Origin of the sequence: Erwinia sp. JH02 (assembly GCF_013074405.1) — a bacterium.
In the GTDB taxonomy this organism is placed as follows: Bacteria; Pseudomonadota; Gammaproteobacteria; order Enterobacterales; family Enterobacteriaceae; genus Erwinia; species Erwinia rhapontici.
Genome location: NZ_JABANZ010000015.1, coordinates 1 through 18,569 on the forward strand (window position 1 = coordinate 1; position 18,569 = coordinate 18,569).

Annotated in this window: 17 protein-coding genes, 2 tRNA genes and 1 rRNA gene; 14 read left to right on the forward strand and 6 right to left on the reverse strand. The window is 53.6% G+C overall.

From position 1 onward, the window contains the following. The 3 genes from rrf to HHI26_RS23050 form a co-directional block, all read left to right on the forward strand. Window positions 1-86, forward strand: a 5S ribosomal RNA gene (gene rrf, locus HHI26_RS23040); the annotation flags it as partial. Between the two features lie 87 nt (window positions 87-173). Then, window positions 174-250 (forward strand) — tRNA-Asp (locus HHI26_RS23045). Window positions 251-304: 54 nt separating this feature from the next. Next, window positions 305-380, forward strand: a tRNA-Trp gene (locus HHI26_RS23050). 132 nt (window positions 381-512) lie between these two features. On the opposite strand, the gene hdfR is transcribed toward HHI26_RS23050, so the two are convergent. Beyond that, window positions 513-1,340 carry an HTH-type transcriptional regulator HdfR gene (gene hdfR / locus HHI26_RS23055; protein WP_133846884.1) on the reverse strand — a complete coding sequence of 276 codons (828 nt, stop codon included), beginning with the start codon at window positions 1,338-1,340 and terminating at the stop codon, window positions 513-515. A gap of 121 nt (window positions 1,341-1,461) precedes the next feature. On the opposite strand from hdfR, the gene HHI26_RS23060 reads away from it, so the two are divergent. Beyond that, on the forward strand, window positions 1,462-1,800 hold the full coding sequence (locus HHI26_RS23060) for a DUF413 domain-containing protein (RefSeq protein WP_062749119.1): 339 nt from the start codon (window positions 1,462-1,464) through the stop codon (window positions 1,798-1,800). A gap of 32 nt (window positions 1,801-1,832) precedes the next feature. Here HHI26_RS23060 and HHI26_RS23065 read toward each other — a convergent pair whose 3' ends face one another. Beyond that, on the reverse strand, window positions 1,833-3,356 hold the full coding sequence (locus HHI26_RS23065) for a YifB family Mg chelatase-like AAA ATPase (RefSeq protein ID WP_167864774.1): 1,524 nt from the start codon (window positions 3,354-3,356) through the stop codon (window positions 1,833-1,835). A 69-nt stretch (window positions 3,357-3,425) separates the two neighbouring features. On the opposite strand from HHI26_RS23065, the gene HHI26_RS23070 reads away from it, so the two are divergent. The 7 genes from HHI26_RS23070 (at window position 3,426) to ilvA (ending at window position 10,247) form a co-directional block, all read left to right on the forward strand. Further along, a complete protein-coding gene (locus HHI26_RS23070; protein WP_159338527.1) occupies window positions 3,426-3,563 on the forward strand; it encodes a hypothetical protein in 138 nt (45 codons plus the stop codon). Window positions 3,564-3,696: 133 nt separating this feature from the next. After that, window positions 3,697-3,795, forward strand: a complete 99-nt coding sequence (ilvL, locus tag HHI26_RS23075) for an ilv operon leader peptide (protein WP_105595116.1) — start codon at window positions 3,697-3,699, stop codon at window positions 3,793-3,795. A 140-nt stretch (window positions 3,796-3,935) separates the two neighbouring features. After that, window positions 3,936-5,582: an acetolactate synthase 2 catalytic subunit gene (ilvG, locus tag HHI26_RS23080; RefSeq protein ID WP_159338528.1), complete on the forward strand. Its 1,647-nt coding sequence runs from the start codon at window positions 3,936-3,938 to the stop codon at window positions 5,580-5,582. Continuing rightward, window positions 5,579-5,836 carry an acetolactate synthase 2 small subunit gene (ilvM, locus tag HHI26_RS23085; protein WP_133846881.1) on the forward strand — a complete coding sequence of 86 codons (258 nt, stop codon included), beginning with the start codon at window positions 5,579-5,581 and terminating at the stop codon, window positions 5,834-5,836. Before ilvG ends, ilvM begins: the two co-directional genes overlap by 4 nt. A gap of 18 nt (window positions 5,837-5,854) precedes the next feature. Then, a complete protein-coding gene (locus HHI26_RS23090; protein ID WP_133846880.1) occupies window positions 5,855-6,781 on the forward strand; it encodes a branched-chain amino acid transaminase in 927 nt (308 codons plus the stop codon). A gap of 65 nt (window positions 6,782-6,846) precedes the next feature. Continuing rightward, window positions 6,847-8,697 (forward strand): dihydroxy-acid dehydratase, encoded by a 1,851-nt coding sequence (gene ilvD / locus HHI26_RS23095; protein ID WP_133846879.1) that lies wholly within the window; start codon window positions 6,847-6,849, stop codon window positions 8,695-8,697. Window positions 8,698-8,702: 5 nt separating this feature from the next. Next, window positions 8,703-10,247 carry a threonine ammonia-lyase, biosynthetic gene (ilvA, locus tag HHI26_RS23100; protein ID WP_133846878.1) on the forward strand — a complete coding sequence of 515 codons (1,545 nt, stop codon included), beginning with the start codon at window positions 8,703-8,705 and terminating at the stop codon, window positions 10,245-10,247. Here ilvA and ilvY read toward each other — a convergent pair. Continuing rightward, window positions 10,244-11,125 carry an HTH-type transcriptional activator IlvY gene (ilvY, locus tag HHI26_RS23105; RefSeq protein ID WP_133846877.1) on the reverse strand — a complete coding sequence of 294 codons (882 nt, stop codon included), beginning with the start codon at window positions 11,123-11,125 and terminating at the stop codon, window positions 10,244-10,246. The genes ilvA and ilvY overlap by 4 nt on opposite strands. 167 nt (window positions 11,126-11,292) lie before the next feature. On the opposite strand from ilvY, the gene ilvC reads away from it, so the two are divergent. Continuing rightward, a complete protein-coding gene (ilvC, locus tag HHI26_RS23110) occupies window positions 11,293-12,771 on the forward strand; it encodes a ketol-acid reductoisomerase (protein WP_133846876.1) in 1,479 nt (492 codons plus the stop codon). Between the two features lie 71 nt (window positions 12,772-12,842). On the opposite strand, the gene ppiC is transcribed toward ilvC, so the two are convergent. Then, window positions 12,843-13,124, reverse strand: a complete 282-nt coding sequence (gene ppiC, locus HHI26_RS23115; RefSeq protein ID WP_133846875.1) for a peptidylprolyl isomerase PpiC — start codon at window positions 13,122-13,124, stop codon at window positions 12,843-12,845. 88 nt (window positions 13,125-13,212) lie between these two features. Between ppiC and rep the strand changes: the two genes are divergently transcribed. Then, a complete protein-coding gene (gene rep, locus HHI26_RS23120; RefSeq protein WP_133846874.1) occupies window positions 13,213-15,231 on the forward strand; it encodes a DNA helicase Rep in 2,019 nt (672 codons plus the stop codon). Window positions 15,232-15,271: 40 nt separating this feature from the next. On the opposite strand, the gene gppA is transcribed toward rep, so the two are convergent. Continuing rightward, window positions 15,272-16,756, reverse strand: coding sequence for a guanosine-5'-triphosphate,3'-diphosphate diphosphatase (gppA, locus tag HHI26_RS23125; protein ID WP_171149779.1), 1,485 nt, complete (start codon window positions 16,754-16,756; stop codon window positions 15,272-15,274). A gap of 6 nt (window positions 16,757-16,762) precedes the next feature. Then, complete coding sequence (gene rhlB, locus HHI26_RS23130; RefSeq protein WP_133846872.1) at window positions 16,763-18,055, reverse strand: ATP-dependent RNA helicase RhlB; 1,293 nt, start codon at window positions 18,053-18,055, stop codon at window positions 16,763-16,765. A 128-nt stretch (window positions 18,056-18,183) separates the two neighbouring features. On the opposite strand from rhlB, the gene trxA reads away from it, so the two are divergent. Next, a complete protein-coding gene (gene trxA, locus HHI26_RS23135) occupies window positions 18,184-18,513 on the forward strand; it encodes a thioredoxin TrxA (RefSeq protein WP_133846871.1) in 330 nt (109 codons plus the stop codon). Window positions 18,514-18,569: the final 56 nt, after the last annotated feature.

Consider the following 18,569-nt stretch of genomic DNA (forward strand, 5'->3'; position numbering starts at 1 on the left):
GACCCCATGCCGAACTCAGAAGTGAAACGCCGTAGCGCCGATGGTAGTGTGGGGTCTCCCCATGCGAGAGTAGGGAACTGCCAGGCATCAAATTAGTTCCTTTTCCCCTGACAAGGAAAATAACAGGAACAAACTTGTATCAGACGTTTTCTGATGTGAGTGTAAGGACCGGTGGAGCGGTAGTTCAGTTGGTTAGAATACCTGCCTGTCACGCAGGGGGTCGCGGGTTCGAGCCCCGTCCGTTCCGCCAATTATTAAAAATTATGCCTGCTAAATTTAGCAGGCATAATGTTAAGCATAATTTAGGGGCGTAGCTCAGTTGGTAGAGCACCGGTCTCCAAAACCGGGTGTCGCGAGTTCGAATCTCTCCGCCCCTGCCAAATAAAAACAATCCTTTGCTTCGGCAAAGGATTTTTTTTGTCTAAAATTCCTGCCATGTTACCCCTGCAATCATCTTAAAAGCATAAAAAAGGACCAGCAAGCTGGTCCGATTCGATGGTTATTTATACGCTTTATGCTCTTATATTGACCGGAGACTTAATGAGTTGTCGGATATATGCCTGCTGATCGCTGTTTTGTAGCCATACCGCATACAGCGGTCTGGATGCGACAGCGGTATCAGGGATGACTAGCAGATCGCTGTACTCTTTCCCCCACACATCCGGTAAAAATGCACAGGCCCCAGTGGTATGCAGCAGTTGCCTGGCCAAATGTGCTGAGGTTGTTGTTAGTACCGGAACATCATCAGCGCCGGCAAGATAACTTTCATGTTGATGAAAATCAGCACCCCATTCCAACTTAATGTAATCATATTTCTCCTTTTTCTCGGATTTTTTTGACCGGAAAAGAGTCAGTGAAATATGGCCAATTTGCTGACTGGTCAGCTCATCCATTTTGGGGGCTTCGGTCGTAATAAGCAGGTCAAGTTGTCTCTCATGTAGCTGTTTAACCAGCAAATGACGCTGCGCAACACGCGCTTCCAGATGTAAGCTCTCACGGTTCTCATACAGCGTTTGCAGCCAGGGTGTCAGATAAGCCTCCCACAGAGAAGCACTGGCCCCGATCGACAGCTCGTGATGTTGCTGAGTGTGCGCTACCTCTTTCTTAGCCATCAGCCATGTGCTCATCAGGCTCTCTGCATAGGGCAGCAAACGCTCCCCTGCAGACGTCAGTCTGATGTTATTACGATGGCGGGTAAAAAGGTTCACTCCCAGCTGATTTTCAAGCTGTCTGATGCGAAAACTTACAGCAGATTGCGTGAGATAGAGTGCTTCTGCGGCACGTCCAAAGTGGCGAGTTCTGCTCACTTCAAGAAAGGTTTTCAGTAATTCCGTATCCACATCCATCTCCTAAAAAACATTTGTCGTTATGATTTAAATGTTTTGTTTTACACTCTGTCAAGCCTATCTAATACTCCGCGCCATAAATAGCACGGCCATAAATGAGTTAGGAGCGTGTAAAATGGCGGAAAGCTTCGCAACAACGAATCGTTTTTTTGATAACAAACATTACCCTCGCGGGTTCTCCCGTCACGGTGATTTCACCATCAAAGAAGCCCAACTTCTTGAGCGTTATGGTTACGCTTTCAACGAACTGGACCTGGCAAAACGTGAGCCAGGTACGGAAGAAGAGCGTCTGTTCATTGAGGTGTGCCGGGGCGTGCGTGAGCCGCAAACCGAGGCAGAAAAAGTCTGGTCAAAATATATGACCCGAATTAAACGTCCTAAACGTTTCCATACCCTGTCCGGCGGTAAACCGCAGATGGAAGGCGTTGAAGACTACACGGATAGTGACGATTAAGAAAAAGGGGCTTCGGCCCCTTTTTCATTTCCCTACTGCAGGCTGTTATGCAGATGAATCAGCAGGCGGTCGATCCCTCGGTAACTAACGGCTTCCGTTAAATGCTCCCTGCTAACCTCGTTCTCCCCTGCCAGATCGGCAATCGTACGTGCCACCTTCAGCAAACGTTGCCATGCCCGCACTGACAGCCCCAGTTGGTTCAGCACTTGCTCCAGCCATTGAGCATCCTCAGGCGTAAGTGTACAGCATGCCTTGATATCGTTGTTGTTCATTACCGCATTCACTTTGCCGCAGCGATTGATCTGGCGTTCCCGTGCGGCCAGCACACGTTCACGCACCTGCTGACTGGACTCTCCATTACCCTGTTGTGTACTCAACATCCCTGGTGGTAGTAACGGCACTTCAAGAGAGAGATCAAAACGATCGAGAAAAGGGCCAGACAGACGGCTGAGATAACGTAATGTCTGCTGGGGTGAACTTCGATTATGTGGGCCGCTATAATGCCCGGTTGGGCTGGGGTTCATTGCGGCGATCAGCTGAAAGCGTGCCGGATAGGTGATTTTGGCACGTGCCCGCGAAATACTGATCTCCCCTGATTCAAGCGGTTCACGCAGTGCATCCAATGCGCGGCGTTCAAACTCCGGAAGCTCATCAAGAAACAGTATGCCGTTGTGGGCAAGGGAAATCTCACCTGGCTTAGGCAGTGAACCACCGCCGACAAGAGCATACAGAGATGAACTGTGATGAGGGGAACGGAATGGCCTCTGGCGCCACTGACGGTGCAGATCGCCACTGCCTAGCAGACTGGCTACGCTGGCACTCTCCAGGGCCTCACGATCGCTTAGAGGCGGCATCAGACCGTTCAACCGTGAGGCGAGCATCGTCTTCCCCGTGCCGGGTGGGCCAATTAAGAGCAGGTTGTGCCCACCGGCTGCTGTTACCTCCAGTGCGCGCTTGGCCTGCTGCTGGCCGATAATCTCGTTTAAATCCCCTGTAACGTGCGACAGACAGACCAGGTCGTTGCTCTGGGCTTCTTCAAGCTGCGTTCTGCCATGCAGGAAAGCACAGACCTCAAGAAGATGGCTGGCGATTAAACTTTTCCCGTGCTGGATAAGGCCAACATCATTTTGGTTATCCGCTGAGAGGATGAGTTGCCTTCCTGCATTGAGTGCCGCAACGGCTGCAGGAATTGAGCCCTGTACGCCACGTAGCGCGCCGTTGAGGGCTAACTCACCGAGGAACTCATACCCGGCAAGTTTCGCCGCAGGAATCTGCTCTGAAGCTGCCAGGATGGCTATAGCGATAGGCAAGTCATACCTGCCGCCTTCTTTCGGGAGATCGGCGGGGGCAAGATTGACGGTAATGCGTTTTGCAGGAAAGGTGAAACCGCTGTTAATGATGGCGCTGCGCACCCGGTCCCGGGCTTCTTTAACTGTCGTTTCGGGCAGACCAACCAGTGACAAAGCGGGCAGGCCATTACTCAGGTGAACTTCAACAGACACCAGCGGCGCCTGAATGCCCAATGCGGCACGGGTATTGGCAACAGATAGCGACATAGACACTCCTTGTATTCGCTACTGTGCACTGTCGATTTGCCTCTGACGAGGATGACATCAGGAATTTGTATGCTGCGCCGTAATGAATTTCATCAGCTCGACTGCGGAAGACATCTTCGTGCGATCTGCCCCGAACATTTTCACTATGTGGAAATAAAGCAGTCACGCGCCGTGAGTGATGAAAAAAATTCAATTTTTCCTTATTAACTGAATAACAATAGTTTTTTCTGGATTTGCGTCAGCGGTCATAAAATAAAGTGATGAAAAAAGTTGAATTAATGCTGATAACTGTGATAACTCTGTAGGCATTACTTCGAACAAGCGAACTAAAAGAATTCAAATGAAAGCCCTTCTACGAGTCATTAGCCTAGTCGTCATTAGCGTCGTCGTGATTATTATCACGCCGTGCGGGGCTACGCTCGGAGAAAGAAAGGCTTAAAAATCAAGCCTGATTTCGAAAGAACCCCCGCACCGAAAGGTCCGGGGGTTTTTTTTTGGCAAGGTATCAACGACAGAGGAACAGAATATGAACAGTAGCATAAAATGCTGTTGTTCCCAGCGAGAGGCGGGGGAATAACTATGAATGGTGCTCAGTGGGTGGTTCAAGCTTTGCGTGCACAGGGAGTCGAAACAGTTTTCGGCTACCCGGGTGGTGCAATCATGCCGGTCTATGACGCGCTCTATGACGGCGGTGTCGAACACCTACTGTGCCGCCACGAGCAGGGTGCAGCGATGGCCGCTATCGGCTTTGCTCGTGCAACCGGTAAAGTCGGCGTCTGTATCGCCACTTCCGGGCCGGGTGCCACCAATCTGATCACCGGGCTGGCAGATGCCATGCTGGACTCTGTTCCTATCGTCGCCATTACCGGGCAGGTCTCTTCTGCCGTGATGGGGACGGATGCTTTCCAGGAAATTGATGTTCTCGGCCTGTCGCTGGCCTGCACCAAACACAGCTTCCTCGTTGAATCCCTTGATGAACTGCCGGTGGTGATGGCCGAAGCTTTTGCCATTGCGAAATCAGGTCGGCCTGGCCCAGTACTGGTTGATATTCCTAAGGATATCCAGTTAGCGAGCGGCGATCTGGCCGCCCATCTGCTGCCAGTTGAACAGGAAATGGCACATCCTCACGCGGAATTACAGCAGGCGCGTAATCTGCTGGCGCTGGCGAAGAAGCCGATTCTGTATGTGGGCGGTGGCGTGGGTATGGCTGATGCTGTACATGCGTTGCGTGCTTTTGCGAAAGAAACGGGAATTCCCACTGTCGCAACGTTGAAAGGTCTGGGCACACCGGATGCTGATGACGAATGCTACCTGGGTATGCTGGGCATGCACGGTACCAAAGCGGCCAACCTGGCTGTGCAGCAGTGTGACCTGCTGATCGCTGTCGGGGCGCGCTTTGATGACCGCGTCACCGGAAAACTCGACACCTTCGCGCCGCATGCCAGTGTGATCCATCTGGATATTGACCCTGCCGAGCTGCATAAACTGCGCCGTGCACATGTTGGCTTACAGGGCGATCTTAATAAGCTGTTGCCTGATTTGTATCAGCCAGTATCCATCAGCGCATGGCGTGATGAAGTGAAAGCGCTGAAAGCCGATCATGGCTGGCGCTATGATCATCCCGGCGAGGCGATTTTTGCTCCGCTGTTTTTAAAACAGTTATCAGATCGTAAACCGCAAAGTGCGGTAGTGACTACCGATGTGGGCCAGCACCAGATGTGGGCTGCACAGCATATGAGTTTTAACCGTCCGGAGAATTTCATCACCTCCAGCGGTCTGGGCACGATGGGCTTCGGCCTGCCCGCAGCCGTGGGTGCGCAGGTTGCCCGTCCAGATGACACCGTCATCTGCGTCTCGGGAGATGGCTCCTTTATGATGAATGTCCAGGAGCTGGGCACCGTTAAGCGTAAACAGCTGCCGGTAAAAATCGTTTTGATGGATAACCAACGCCTGGGGATGGTACGCCAGTGGCAGCAGTTGTTCTTCGAAGAGCGTTACAGCGAAACGAATCTTTCAGATAACCCCGATTTTCTCATCCTGGCCAGTGCATTTGGCATTCCTGGCCAGCGCATTACCCGTAAAGATCAGGTCGACGCCGCATTAGACGCTTTGCTGCACAGTGAAGGGCCATACATGCTCCACGTCGCGATTGATGAGCATGAGAACGTTTGGCCTCTGGTACCACCGGGCGCCAGCAACGAAAATATGATGGAGAAGACTTCATGAAACAGCATCAATTGTCTATAGAAGCACGCTTTCGCCCGGAAATACTGGAACGCATTTTGCGCGTCGTTCGTCACCGTGGCTTCCAGGTGTGCTCAATGAACATGGCGTCGCTGGTCAATACTGACAATATTAATATTGAGATGACCGTTGCCAGCCAGCGCTCTGTCGATTTACTGTCAACGCAGTTAAGTAAATTGATGGACGTTGCATGCGTTCAGATCCAACAACAAACAACACAACAAATCCGCGCATAAGCGCGCAAGGAAACAAGAATGACGAAGAAAGCAGACTTTATCTGGTTCAACGGCGAGATGGTAAAATGGGAAGACGCAAAGGTCAGCGTGATGTCCCATGCACTGCACTACGGCACTTCAGTGTTTGAAGGCGTACGTTGCTATGACTCGCATAAAGGACCAGTAGTCTTCCGCCATCGTGAACATATGCAGCGCCTGCGCGATTCTGCAAAAATCTACCGTTTCCCGGTCAGCCTGAGTGTTGATGAGTTGATGGAAGCCTGCCGCGCCACACTGCGCAAGAACAACCTTAAAAGCGCCTATATTCGTCCATTAGTCTTCGTGGGTGACGTTGGTCTGGGTGTTAACCCGCCGGACGGCTACGAAACGGATGTGATCATCGCGGCCTTCCCATGGGGCGCCTATCTGGGTGCTGAAGCGCTGGAGCAGGGTATTGATGCCATGGTGTCTTCATGGAACCGTGTCGCGCCTAACACGCTGCCAACCGCAGCGAAAGCCGGTGGTAACTACCTTTCTTCTCTGCTGGTCGGTAGCGAAGCACGCCGCCACGGTTACCAGGAAGGCATCGCGCTGGATACTCAGGGCTACATCTCTGAAGGTGCAGGTGAGAACCTGTTTGAAGTCAAAGACGGCATCCTGTTCACGCCGCCGTTCACCTCTTCCGCTCTGCCTGGGATTACTCGTGACGCCATCATCAAACTGGCGCAGGATATGGGTATTGAAGTCCGTGAGCAGGTGCTGTCTCGTGAATCTCTGTATCTGGCTGACGAAGTGTTCATGTCAGGCACCGCAGCGGAAATCACCCCGGTACGCAGCGTCGACGGTATTCAGGTTGGCGAAGGCAAGCGTGGTCCGGTGACCGAGCGTATTCAGTCTGCATTCTTTGGTCTGTTCACTGGCGAAACGGAAGACAAATGGGGCTGGTTGGATCCGGTTAACCCATAACAAAAAATACTTTTCGCGGGCATCATTTGATGCCCGCGCACTATCTGATTTCTGGAGTAAAGAGCATGCCTAAGTATCGTTCCGCCACCACCACCCACGGCCGTAATATGGCCGGTGCCCGTGCCCTGTGGCGCGCCACAGGAATGACCGATGATGATTTCGGTAAGCCGATCATTGCGGTGGTTAACTCCTTCACGCAGTTCGTGCCGGGTCACGTTCATCTGCGCGATTTGGGGAAACTGGTTGCTGAAGAGATCGAAGCTTCTGGCGGCGTGGCGAAAGAGTTCAATACCATTGCGGTGGATGATGGTATCGCTATGGGCCACGGCGGGATGCTCTATTCTCTGCCGTCACGTGAGTTGATTGCGGACTCCGTGGAGTACATGGTCAATGCGCACTGCGCTGACGCCATGGTCTGTATTTCCAACTGTGACAAAATCACCCCGGGAATGTTGATGGCGTCACTGCGCCTGAACATTCCGGTGATCTTCGTCTCCGGCGGTCCGATGGAAGCCGGTAAGACCAAACTGTCCGACAAAATTATTAAACTCGATCTCGTCGATGCGATGATTCAGGGCGCTAACCCGAACGTCAGCGATGCGGAGAGCGACCAGATTGAACGTTCTGCCTGTCCGACCTGCGGCTCCTGTTCCGGTATGTTCACCGCCAACTCGATGAACTGCCTGACCGAAGCGCTGGGTCTGTCACAACCGGGCAACGGCTCGCTGCTGGCAACGCACGCTGACCGTAAAGAGCTGTTCCTGAATGCGGGCCGTCGTATTGTTGCGCTGACCAAGCGTTACTACGAGCAGGATGATGAAACCGCACTGCCACGCAGTATTGCCAGCAAAGCGGCGTTCGAAAACGCCATCACGCTGGATATTGCTATGGGCGGCTCAACCAACACCGTTCTGCATCTGCTGGCTGCCGCACAGGAAGGCGAAATCGATTTCGATATCTCTGACATTGACCGTCTTTCCCGCCTGGTTCCACACCTGTGTAAAGTGGCACCAAGTACCCAAAAATACCATATGGAAGACGTACACCGTGCCGGTGGCGTACTGGGCATCCTTGGTGAACTGGACCGTGCCGGATTGCTGGACAACAGCGTACGTAATATCCTCGGACTGAGCCTGCGTGAAACGCTGGATCAGTACGACATCATGCTGACCAAAGATGAAGCCGTGAAAAAGATGTTCCGCGCTGGCCCGGCAGGTATTCGTACCACGCAGGCGTTCTCGCAGGACACTCGCTGGGACACGTTAGATGACGATCGCCAGGAAGGCTGTATTCGTTCACGCGAGTTCGCCTTCAGTCAGGACGGTGGTCTGGCCGTACTGTATGGCAACATTGCTGAAAACGGCTGTATTGTGAAAACAGCCGGTGTGGATGAAGGCAGCCTGGTGTTCAGTGGTCCGGCAAAAGTGTATGAAAGCCAGGATGATGCTGTTTCTGCCATTCTTGGCGGCAAAGTGGTTGCTGGTGACGTTGTGGTGATCCGCTACGAAGGACCAAAAGGGGGGCCGGGTATGCAGGAAATGCTCTACCCAACCACCTATCTGAAATCCATGGGTCTCGGTAAAGCCTGTGCGTTGATCACCGATGGGCGTTTCTCTGGCGGTACCTCCGGTCTCTCAATCGGTCATGCCTCACCGGAAGCGGCCAGCGGCGGGACCATCGCGCTGGTCAAAGATGGCGATATCATCGACATTGATATCCCGAATCGTGGCATCCAACTGGCGGTACCAGAGAATGAACTGGCTGCCCGTCGTCTGGAAGAGGATGCTCGTGGCGATCAGGCCTATACGCCACACGGCCGTGAGCGTCAGGTTTCCTTCGCACTGCGCGCTTATGCCACTCTGGCAACCAGCGCCGATAAAGGTGCCGTCCGTGACAAGAGTAAGCTGGGAGGCTAACCAACATGGCTGAATCTCAACCGCTATCCGACCAGCCCACGGGCGCAGAGTATCTGCGGGCCGTGCTGCGTGCGCCGGTGTACGAAGCTGCACAGGTGACCCCGTTGCAGAAGATGGAAAAGATCTCCGCGCGTCTCGGTAATACGATTCTGGTGAAACGCGAAGATCGCCAGCCGGTCCACAGTTTCAAGCTGCGCGGCGCCTATGCGATGATCGCCGGGCTGAACGCAGAGCAGAAAGCCTGTGGTGTGATTACAGCATCTGCCGGCAACCACGCGCAGGGTGTGGCGCTGTCATCCAGCAAGCTGGGGATTAAGTCTCTGATTGTGATGCCAGTGGCAACGGCCGATATCAAAGTGGATGCTGTGCGGGCGTTTGGCGGTGAGGTTTATCTGTTTGGGGCCAACTTTGACGAGGCCAAAGCCAAAGCCATTGAGCTGTCTGAGCAGCAGGGTTACACCTTCGTGCCACCGTTCGACCATCCGATGGTGATCGCCGGGCAAGGCACGCTGGCGATGGAACTGCTGCAACAAGATGCGCATCTGGATCGTGTGTTCGTGCCGGTGGGCGGCGGCGGGCTGGCGGCAGGTGTTGCGGTGTTGATCAAACAACTGATGCCGCAGATCAAAGTGATTGCGGTGGAAGCGGCCGATTCAGCCTGTCTGAAAGCCGCGCTGGATGCCGGGCATCCGGTCGATCTGCCACGCGTCGGGCTGTTTGCCGAAGGGGTGGCGGTGAAGCGGATCGGCAGCGAAACCTTCCGTCTTTGCCAGGAGTATCTTGACGACATCATTACCGTCGACAGCGATGCGATCTGTGCCGCGATGAAAGACCTGTTTGACGATGTGCGTGCAGTGGCGGAGCCTTCGGGCGCACTGGCACTGGCGGGTATGAAGAAGTACATCCAGCAGCACCAGATCCAGGGTGAACGTCTGGCGCATGTGCTGTCCGGTGCTAACGTTAACTTCCACGGTTTGCGCTATGTATCAGAGCGCTGTGAACTGGGAGAACAACGCGAAGCGCTGCTGGCGGTGACGATCCCAGAGCAACAGGGCAGCTTCCTGCGTTTCTGTCAGCTGCTGGGTGGCCGCTCGGTCACCGAATTCAACTACCGTTACGCCAACGCAGACGATGCCTGTATTTTCGTCGGTGTACGACTGACGCGCGGATTATCCGAGCGTGAGGAGATTCTGACGCTGTTGTCAGAAGGGGGTTACAAGGTGGTGGATCTCTCCGATGACGAGATGGCGAAGCTGCATGTGCGTTATATGGTGGGCGGGCGTCCGTCAAAGCCATTACGTGAAAAGCTGTTCAGCTTTGAATTTCCGGAGGCGCCCGGTGCGCTGCTTCGTTTCCTGCAAACACTGGGTACCCACTGGAATATCTCGCTGTTCCACTATCGCAGCCACGGCACGGACTATGGCCGCGTGCTGGCGGCGTTTGAACTGAGCGACAGTGAACCGAAGTTTGAAGAGCATCTGGCGGCACTCGGTTATGATTTCCACGATGAAACGCATAACCCGGCTTTCCGTTTCTTCCTGGCTGGTTAAAGCAATTTCCAGAAAGCATCAATAAGCGGCTCACTGAGCCGCTTTTTTTGTACGCAAACGCCCAACTCAAACGGCGCCACCATCTCCACATCTTCCAGTTCCAGAATACGATTGCGTATCGGTTCCGGGCTATTCTCCAGCACCACATCCGGCAGCAGGGCAATACCACAGCCCAGCGCGACCATTGACACAATCGCCTCATGGCCGGACACCGTCGCATAAATCTGGGGATTGGCGATATGACGATGACGGAACCAGAGATCAATACGCCGCCGCGAAGGGCCCTGAGCGGGGAGAATAAACGGAATTTGCGCCCAGTCGGGTTGCGGTTGCGTCGCCTGAGCCCGTACCGGACAGGGCAGTGCCGGGGCGATTAACACCAGCGGGATTAACCCCAGCGGGGTAAAACCGATGCTGGTGGGCAGCGTTTCCGGCCGTCCGGCGATGGCAATATCCACTTCGTTAGACTGCACTTTTTCCACCGCGTCGGCAGCATCGCCCGTGGTGAGTTTGATTTCGACCAGCGGATGCTCGGCACGAAAGCGATCGAGAATGGGTGGCAGATGGCTGTAAGCGGCCGTCACCGAGCAGAACATTTTCATCTCACCGCTGAGTGACGGGCCGTTCTGGCCCATCGCGTGCCGCATCTGCTGGTACTGTAGCAGCGTCTGCTGGGCAAACTGACGCAGGCGCTCTCCGGCATCGGTCAGGGTGACAGTGCGGTTATCACGCAAGAATAACGTCTGGCCAAGGTCTTCTTCCAATCGCTGGATTTGGCGTGAGAGCGTGGAAGGACTGACATGCATCGCCCGCGCACTGCGCCCGAAATGGCGGCTTTCAGCCAGATGTAGAAACAATTTCAGGTCACGCAAATCCATCAGAGTCAGGCCTCATTCTTATGTTGCAAAATATGCAATGTCACGTTGTTAATATATCAATTTCAGCAACGCATTTCCTGTCATATGATAAGGTCTATTGAGGGTAAGGAAATAACCTACCCCGACAACAAACAATAATGCGAACACAACCTCATACGGAGTACCCCATGGCTAACTATTTCAACACTTTGAACCTGCGCAACCAGCTGGCGCAATTAGGTAAATGCCGCTTTATGGCTCGCGAAGAATTCGCTGATGAAGCCAGCTACCTGAAAGGCAAAAAAGTCGTCATCGTTGGTTGTGGTGCTCAGGGCCTGAACCAGGGTTTGAACATGCGCGACTCTGGCCTGGATATTGCCTATGCTCTGCGTGCTGAAGCGATTGCTGAGAAACGTGCTTCATGGCGTAAAGCGACCGAAAACGGCTTCAAAGTGGGTACTTACGAAGAACTGATCCCGCAGGCAGACCTGGTGGTTAACCTGACGCCGGACAAACAGCACACCTCTGTTGTTCAGGCTGTTCAGCCGCTGATGAAAGACGGTGCTGCACTGGGCTACTCTCATGGCTTCAACATCGTTGAAGTGGGTGAGCAGGTACGTAAAGACATCACCGTTGTGATGGTAGCGCCGAAATGTCCGGGTACTGAAGTCCGTGAAGAGTACAAACGTGGTTTCGGCGTACCGACGCTGATCGCAGTTCACCCGGAAAATGACCCGAAAGGCGAAGGCATGGCGATTGCTAAAGCCTGGGCAGCAGCGACCGGTGGCCACCGTGCGGGTGTGCTGGAGTCTTCCTTTGTTGCGGAAGTGAAATCTGACCTGATGGGTGAGCAGACTATCCTGTGTGGTATGTTGCAGGCTGGTTCACTGCTGTGCTTCGACAAACTGGTCGCTGAAGGCACCGATGCACCTTATGCAGAAAAACTGATTCAGTTCGGCTGGGAAACCATCACTGAAGCACTGAAGCAGGGTGGTATCACTCTGATGATGGATCGCCTGTCTAACCCGGCAAAACTGCGTGCTTTCGCACTGTCTGAACAGCTGAAAACCATCATGGCACCGCTGTTCCAGAAGCACATGGATGACATCATCTCCGGTGAGTTCTCTTCCGGCATGATGGCTGACTGGGCGAACGACGACAAAAACCTGCTGGGCTGGCGTGAAGAGACCGGTAAAACCGCCTTCGAAACCGCTGCACAGTTTGAAGGTAAAATTGCCGAGCAGGATTACTTCGACCAGGGCGTTGTGATGATTGCCATGGTGAAAGCGGGCGTTGAGCTGGCATTCGAAACCATGGTGGCTGCTGGCATCATCGAAGAGTCTGCTTACTACGAATCACTGCACGAGCTGCCGCTGATTGCGAACACCATCGCACGTAAGCGTCTGTATGAAATGAACGTGGTTATCTCTGATACTGCAGAATACGGTAACTACCTGTTCTCTTACGCAGCAGTACCGCTGCTGAAAGAGTTCATGACCACTCTGCAGGCAGGCGATCTGGGTAAAGCAGTGAACACTGCGACCACCGTTGATAATGCGCAGCTGCGTGATGTGAACGAAGCCATCCGCAACCACGACATCGAAACGGTAGGCCGTAAACTGCGTGGCTACATGACCGATATGAAGCGTATCGCTGTCGCAGGTTAATGACGTGCAGTACCTCCAGGGGCGGATCGACGATCTGCCCGAAAAAAAAGCGCCTGACGGCGCTTTTTTCATTAGTTACGGTACAACACCTTAATGATGTGGTAACCGAACTGGGTATGCAGCGGGCCCTGTGGCTCGATCAGTGGGCAGGAGAACACCACTTTATCGAACGCCGGCACCATTGCACCTTGTTTGAACTCGCCTAAATGGCCGCCTTTCTTACCTGACGGACAGGTCGAGTGTTTCTTTGCCAGCTTCTCAAAATCGGCACCTTCTGCCAGCTGGGCTAACAGATCCTGAGCCAGTTTCTCTTCTTTTACCAGAATGTGCAGTGCTGCTGCCATTTTTGCCATGATGTTACCTTGAGTCATAGGGATTTGGCTGGCTATACTACCACGCTGTTATTTTCTTCCCTCTGCAATTTCATTGAGTGACTTATCTATGCGTCTTAATCCTGGTCAGCAACACGCCGTCGAATTTGTTACCGGGCCTTGTCTGGTACTGGCTGGTGCCGGTTCGGGTAAAACACGCGTGATCACCAACAAAATTGCCCATCTGATCCGCGAGTGTGGCTATCAGGCACGCCATATCGCCGCAGTGACGTTTACCAATAAAGCGTCGCGTGAGATGAAAGAGCGTGTGGCACAAACCCTTGGCCGTAAAGAAGCACGCGGACTGATGATTTCGACCTTCCATACCTTGGGTCTGGAGATTATCAAGCGCGAATATGCTGCGCTGGGCATGAAAGCCAAATTTTCGCTGTTTGACGATCAGGACCAGCTGGCATTACTCAAAGATCTGACGGAAGAGTGGCTGGAAAATGATAAAACCCTGCTGCAACAGCTGGTCTCAACGATCTCGAACTGGAAAAACGATCTGATGGATCCCTCGCGTGCGGCAGCGGGGGCGCTGTCCGAACGCGATAAGCTCTTTGCACATTGCTATGCGCTGTATGACAGACACCTTAAATCGTGCAACGTGCTGGACTTCGACGATCTGATCCTGCTGCCCACGCTGTTGTTCCAGCGTAATCTCGAGGTTCGCGAGCGCTGGCAGCAACGCATACGCTATTTGCTGGTGGATGAATATCAGGATACCAACACCAGTCAGTATGAGCTGGTTAAACTGTTAGTGGGTAACCGGGCACGCTTCACCGTGGTAGGGGACGACGATCAGTCAATATACTCCTGGCGCGGGGCACGGCCACAAAACCTGGTGCTGCTGCAGGAGGATTTCCCGGCGCTACAGGTGATTAAACTGGAGCAGAACTACCGCTCTTCCGAACGCATCCTGAAAGCCGCGAATATCCTGATCGCCAATAACCCACATGTGTTTGAAAAGCGCCTGTTCTCTGAGCTGGGGTATGGCGCCGAGCTAAAAGTGATCACGGCTAACCATGAGGATCATGAAGCAGAACGCGTGACCGGGGAGTTGATTGCCCATCACTTCATCAACAAAACCGGCTACAAAGATTACGCCATTCTCTATCGTGGTAACCATCAGTCGCGGGTGTTCGAAAAGATGCTGATGCAAAACCGCATCCCGTATCGTATCTCTGGTGGTACCTCATTCTTCTCACGCCCGGAGATCAAAGATCTGCTCGCCTACCTGCGCGTGCTGACCAATGCTGACGATGACAGTGCGTTTATGCGTATTGTGAACACGCCACGGCGCGAAATTGGTTCAGCCACCCTGCAAAAGCTGGGCGACTGGGCCATGCAGCGTAACAAGAGCTTGTTCAGCGCCAGTTTTGATATGGGTCTGGAGCAGACGCTGAGCGGCCGCGGGCTGGAATCGTTACAGCGCTTTACTCACTGGTTGCAGGAGATTGCCCGGCTGGCCGAACGTGAACCTGTAGCGGCGGTTCGTGATTTGATCCGGGGTATTGATTACGAGAGCTGGCTTTTTGAAACGTCGCCCAGCCCCAAAGCCGCTGAAATGCGCATGAAAAACGTCAATACCTTGTTCCAGTGGATGACGGAAATGCTGGAAGGCAGTGATATTGACGAAGCGATGACGCTGACCCAGGTGGTGACGCGCTTCACCCTGCGTGACATGATGGAACGTGGCGAAAGCGATGAAGATTCCGATCAGGTCCAGTTGATGACGCTGCACGCTTCTAAAGGCCTGGAGTTCCCTTACGTTTTCCTGGTGGGTATGGAAGAAGGGTTGTTACCGCATCAGAGCAGTATTGACGAGAACAACGTCGAAGAGGAGCGCCGTCTGGCTTATGTAGGGATCACGCGCGCGCAGAAAGAACTGACCTTTACGCTGTGCCGCGAACGCCGTCAGTATGGTGAGCTGGTGCGCCCGGAAGTCAGTCGTTTCCTGCTGGAGTTGCCGCAGGATGACTTACAGTGGGAAAGCGAGCGTAAAGTGGTCAGTGCGGAAGAGCGCATGCAGAAAGGCCAGAGCCACCTGGCGAATCTCCGCGCACAGTTGGCAAAAGCAAAGAAATAGCACCCGGATTAACGCAGCATCACACCGGGCGCAGCAGATTTCAAACGATGACTAATGACCAGTGCACATAGCTTTGCCAGTGTGCCTCCTGCTCCAGCAGCTCTGCACGCAGAGGATGCGCTTCCAGCCAACCTGTCGGCAACGTCAACGTCAGATTATCATCATCCGCCAGTAAACGGACGGCGGGCAGCATGTCATCGCGCCTGCGGCTGGCGAAAATAATCGCTAATCGCAGCAGACGGCACATCCGTTCGGCAACACGTGGCGGTACGGCATTTTGCTGACTTAACAGCGCCAGATCGATACCGTTCACCTGATTTTGCAGCAATGTCGCCAGTAGCTTTTTCTGCGCTGGCGTAAAGCCTGGTAAATCAAGGTGGCGTACCAGATAAGCCGCATGCTGTGGTGCCTGACGGAAATCGACGCTCAGACCAATCTCGTGGATCAGACAGGCACTTTCCAGCAGTTCCCGGCTGCGGTCGTCCAGCTTCCACACCTGGCTGACCTGACGGGCAAAACTGTCTGCCAGCTGGCGGACACGCTCTGCCTGCTCAGGGTCAATCGCAAAACGGCGCTGGATATTGTGCAGCGTGCGGTTACGGATATCACGATCCACTGGCAGATGCAGCATGCCATACACCAGACCTTCGCGCAGCGCGCCACCGGCCAGCGTCATGCTGTTGATATTCAGCTCGGTAAAGATAGCAATCAGAATAGACAGGCCGCTGGGGAACACTAACGCGCGCTCAAGAGTCAGCCCTTCAATCTCCAGCTCTTCCAGCTTGCCGCACTGAATAGCGCGCTGTTTCAGTTGCTCAAGTTTACTGAGCGTGATGCGCTCATCCATGCCCTGAGCCATCATAATTTCTTGCAGGGCTTGTACAGTGCCGGACGCGCCCACGCAGACCTGCCAGCCCTGTTCGCGTAAAGCATCAGCCACCGGACGGATCATGGCTCGCGCCGCTTGTTCCGCCTGTTCGAAATTCGCTTTACCCAGATGACGATCGGCAAAATAACGTTCAAGCCAGGTGACACAGCCCATCGACAGACTAAACAGCGTCGTCGTCTGTGAACCTCTGCCGGTGACCAGCTCGGTACTGCCGCCACCGATGTCGACGACCAGTCGTTTGTCCGACCCACCCGTAGTATGCGCAACACCTTGATAAATCAGGCGTGCTTCATCTTCACCGCTAATGACATTGATCGGACAACCGAGGATTTCCTGGGCTTTGACCAGGAAACTACCGGCATTGGCAGCAATACGCAGCGTGGCTGTCGCCACAACGCGGATTTGTTCGGGAGGGATGTCCTGCAGTTGCTCGGAAAACAACCGCAGACACTGCCAGCCTCGTTCCATTGCCTCATCTGAAAGATGATTATCGGGATCGAGACCAGCAGCAAGACGCACCTTGCGCTTGATGCGGGCAATGGTCTGGATACTGCCAGCCACTTCGCGCACCACCAACATATGAAAGCTGTTCGATCCTAAATCGATCGCAGCATAGAGTGATGATGCACTCAGCATGGCGGCTTAACCTGAACGTTTGCGGTTAGGGTTACGCGGTGCGCTACTGCGGCGGTTGTTATTTCCACCACGGCGCGGGCCATTACCAGAACGGTTACGTGTTAAGCGTTTTGGTGGTGGCAATTCGCTCATCAGCGCATCGCTGTTATAGCGACTGACCGCAATGCTGTGACCGATGTATTCTTCAATACCTGGCAGGTTCAGCGCGTACTCTTCACAGGCGAGGCTGATAGAGTGACCATTGGCGCCTGCACGACCTGTACGACCAATGCGGTGAACGTAGTCTTCGCAGTCGTCTGGCAAATCGTAGTTAAATACGTGGGTCACTGCTGGAATATGCAAGCCGCGTGCAGCGACATCCGTCGCGACGAGGATATCGACATCACCCTTGGTGAAATCATCCAGGATACGCAGGCGTTTTTTCTGTGCCACATCGCCGGTTAACAAACCAACACGGTGACCATCTGCAGCCAGGTGGCCCCAGACATCTTCACAGCGGTGCTTGGTATTGGCGAAAATGATGGCGCGATCGGGCCACTCTTCTTCCAGCAGCGTTTGCAGCAGACGCATTTTTTCTTCATTGGAAGGGTAGAACAGCTCTTCTTTAATACGGTGCCCGGTTTTCTGCTCCGGTTCGACTTCAACGTATTCCGCGTTGTTCATGTTCTCAAACGCCAGCTCACGCACGCGGAAGGACAATGTTGCGGAGAACAGCATATTCAGACGCTGGTTGGCGGCAGGCATGCGGCGGAACAGCCAGCGGATATCTTTAATGAAGCCGAGGTCGAACATACGGTCAGCTTCGTCGAGTACCACCACCTGGATGGCGCCTAAATTCACGTGATTCTGTTTAGCGTAATCGATTAAACGACCCGTGGTGGCGATTAACACATCGACACCGCTTTCGAGCACTTTAAGTTGCTTATCATAGCCATCGCCACCGTAAGCCAGACCAAGCTTCAGTCCGGTTACCTGCGCCAGAGGCTCTGCATCCGCATGAATCTGCACCGCCAGTTCGCGCGTTGGTGCCAGAATCAGCGCCCGCGGTTGGTTAACCTGGCGACCTTCCGGTGCGGGGTGAGAAAGAAGATGATGGAACGTTGACGTCAGAAACGCCATCGTTTTGCCGGTACCGGTTTGCGCCTGACCTGCTACATCACGCCCGGAGAGCGTAAACGGTAATGCCAGCGCCTGGATAGGCGTGCAATTATGAAACCCTTTAGTTTCAAGGGCTTCAATAACCTGAGGGTGCAGGGCGAAGTCGGAAAACTTCTGTTCGGTTAAGTGTGTTTTGCTCATAGTGTGGTAGAATATCAGCTTACTATTGCTTTACGAAAGCTTATCCGGTGAAATAAAAGCAGTACAATAAACTCATCCTTATGCTGCTTAATGCAACATCATGGTAAAGATAATCTCCTGGAGTAAACATGAGCGATAAAATTGTTCACCTGACCGATGACAGCTTTGAAACCGACGTTCTGAAAGCAGAAGGTTTGACGCTGGTTGACTTCTGGGCAGAATGGTGTGGTCCTTGCAAAATGATTGCCCCTATTCTTGACGAAGTGGCCGAAGAGTTTGATGGCAAGCTCACCGTTGCTAAACTGAATATTGATGAAAACCCTGCTACCGCACCTAAGTACGGTATCCGTGGCATCCCAACCCTGCTGTTGTTTAAGAATGGCGAAGTGGCCGCGACGAAAGTCGGCGCACTGTCTAAAGGCCAGCTCAAAGAGTTCCTGAACGCGAACCTGGGCTAATCATGCCGTGCCGGCGCCTTGCGGTTTGAATTTTTCGCTGACCGCTAGACGCCCGG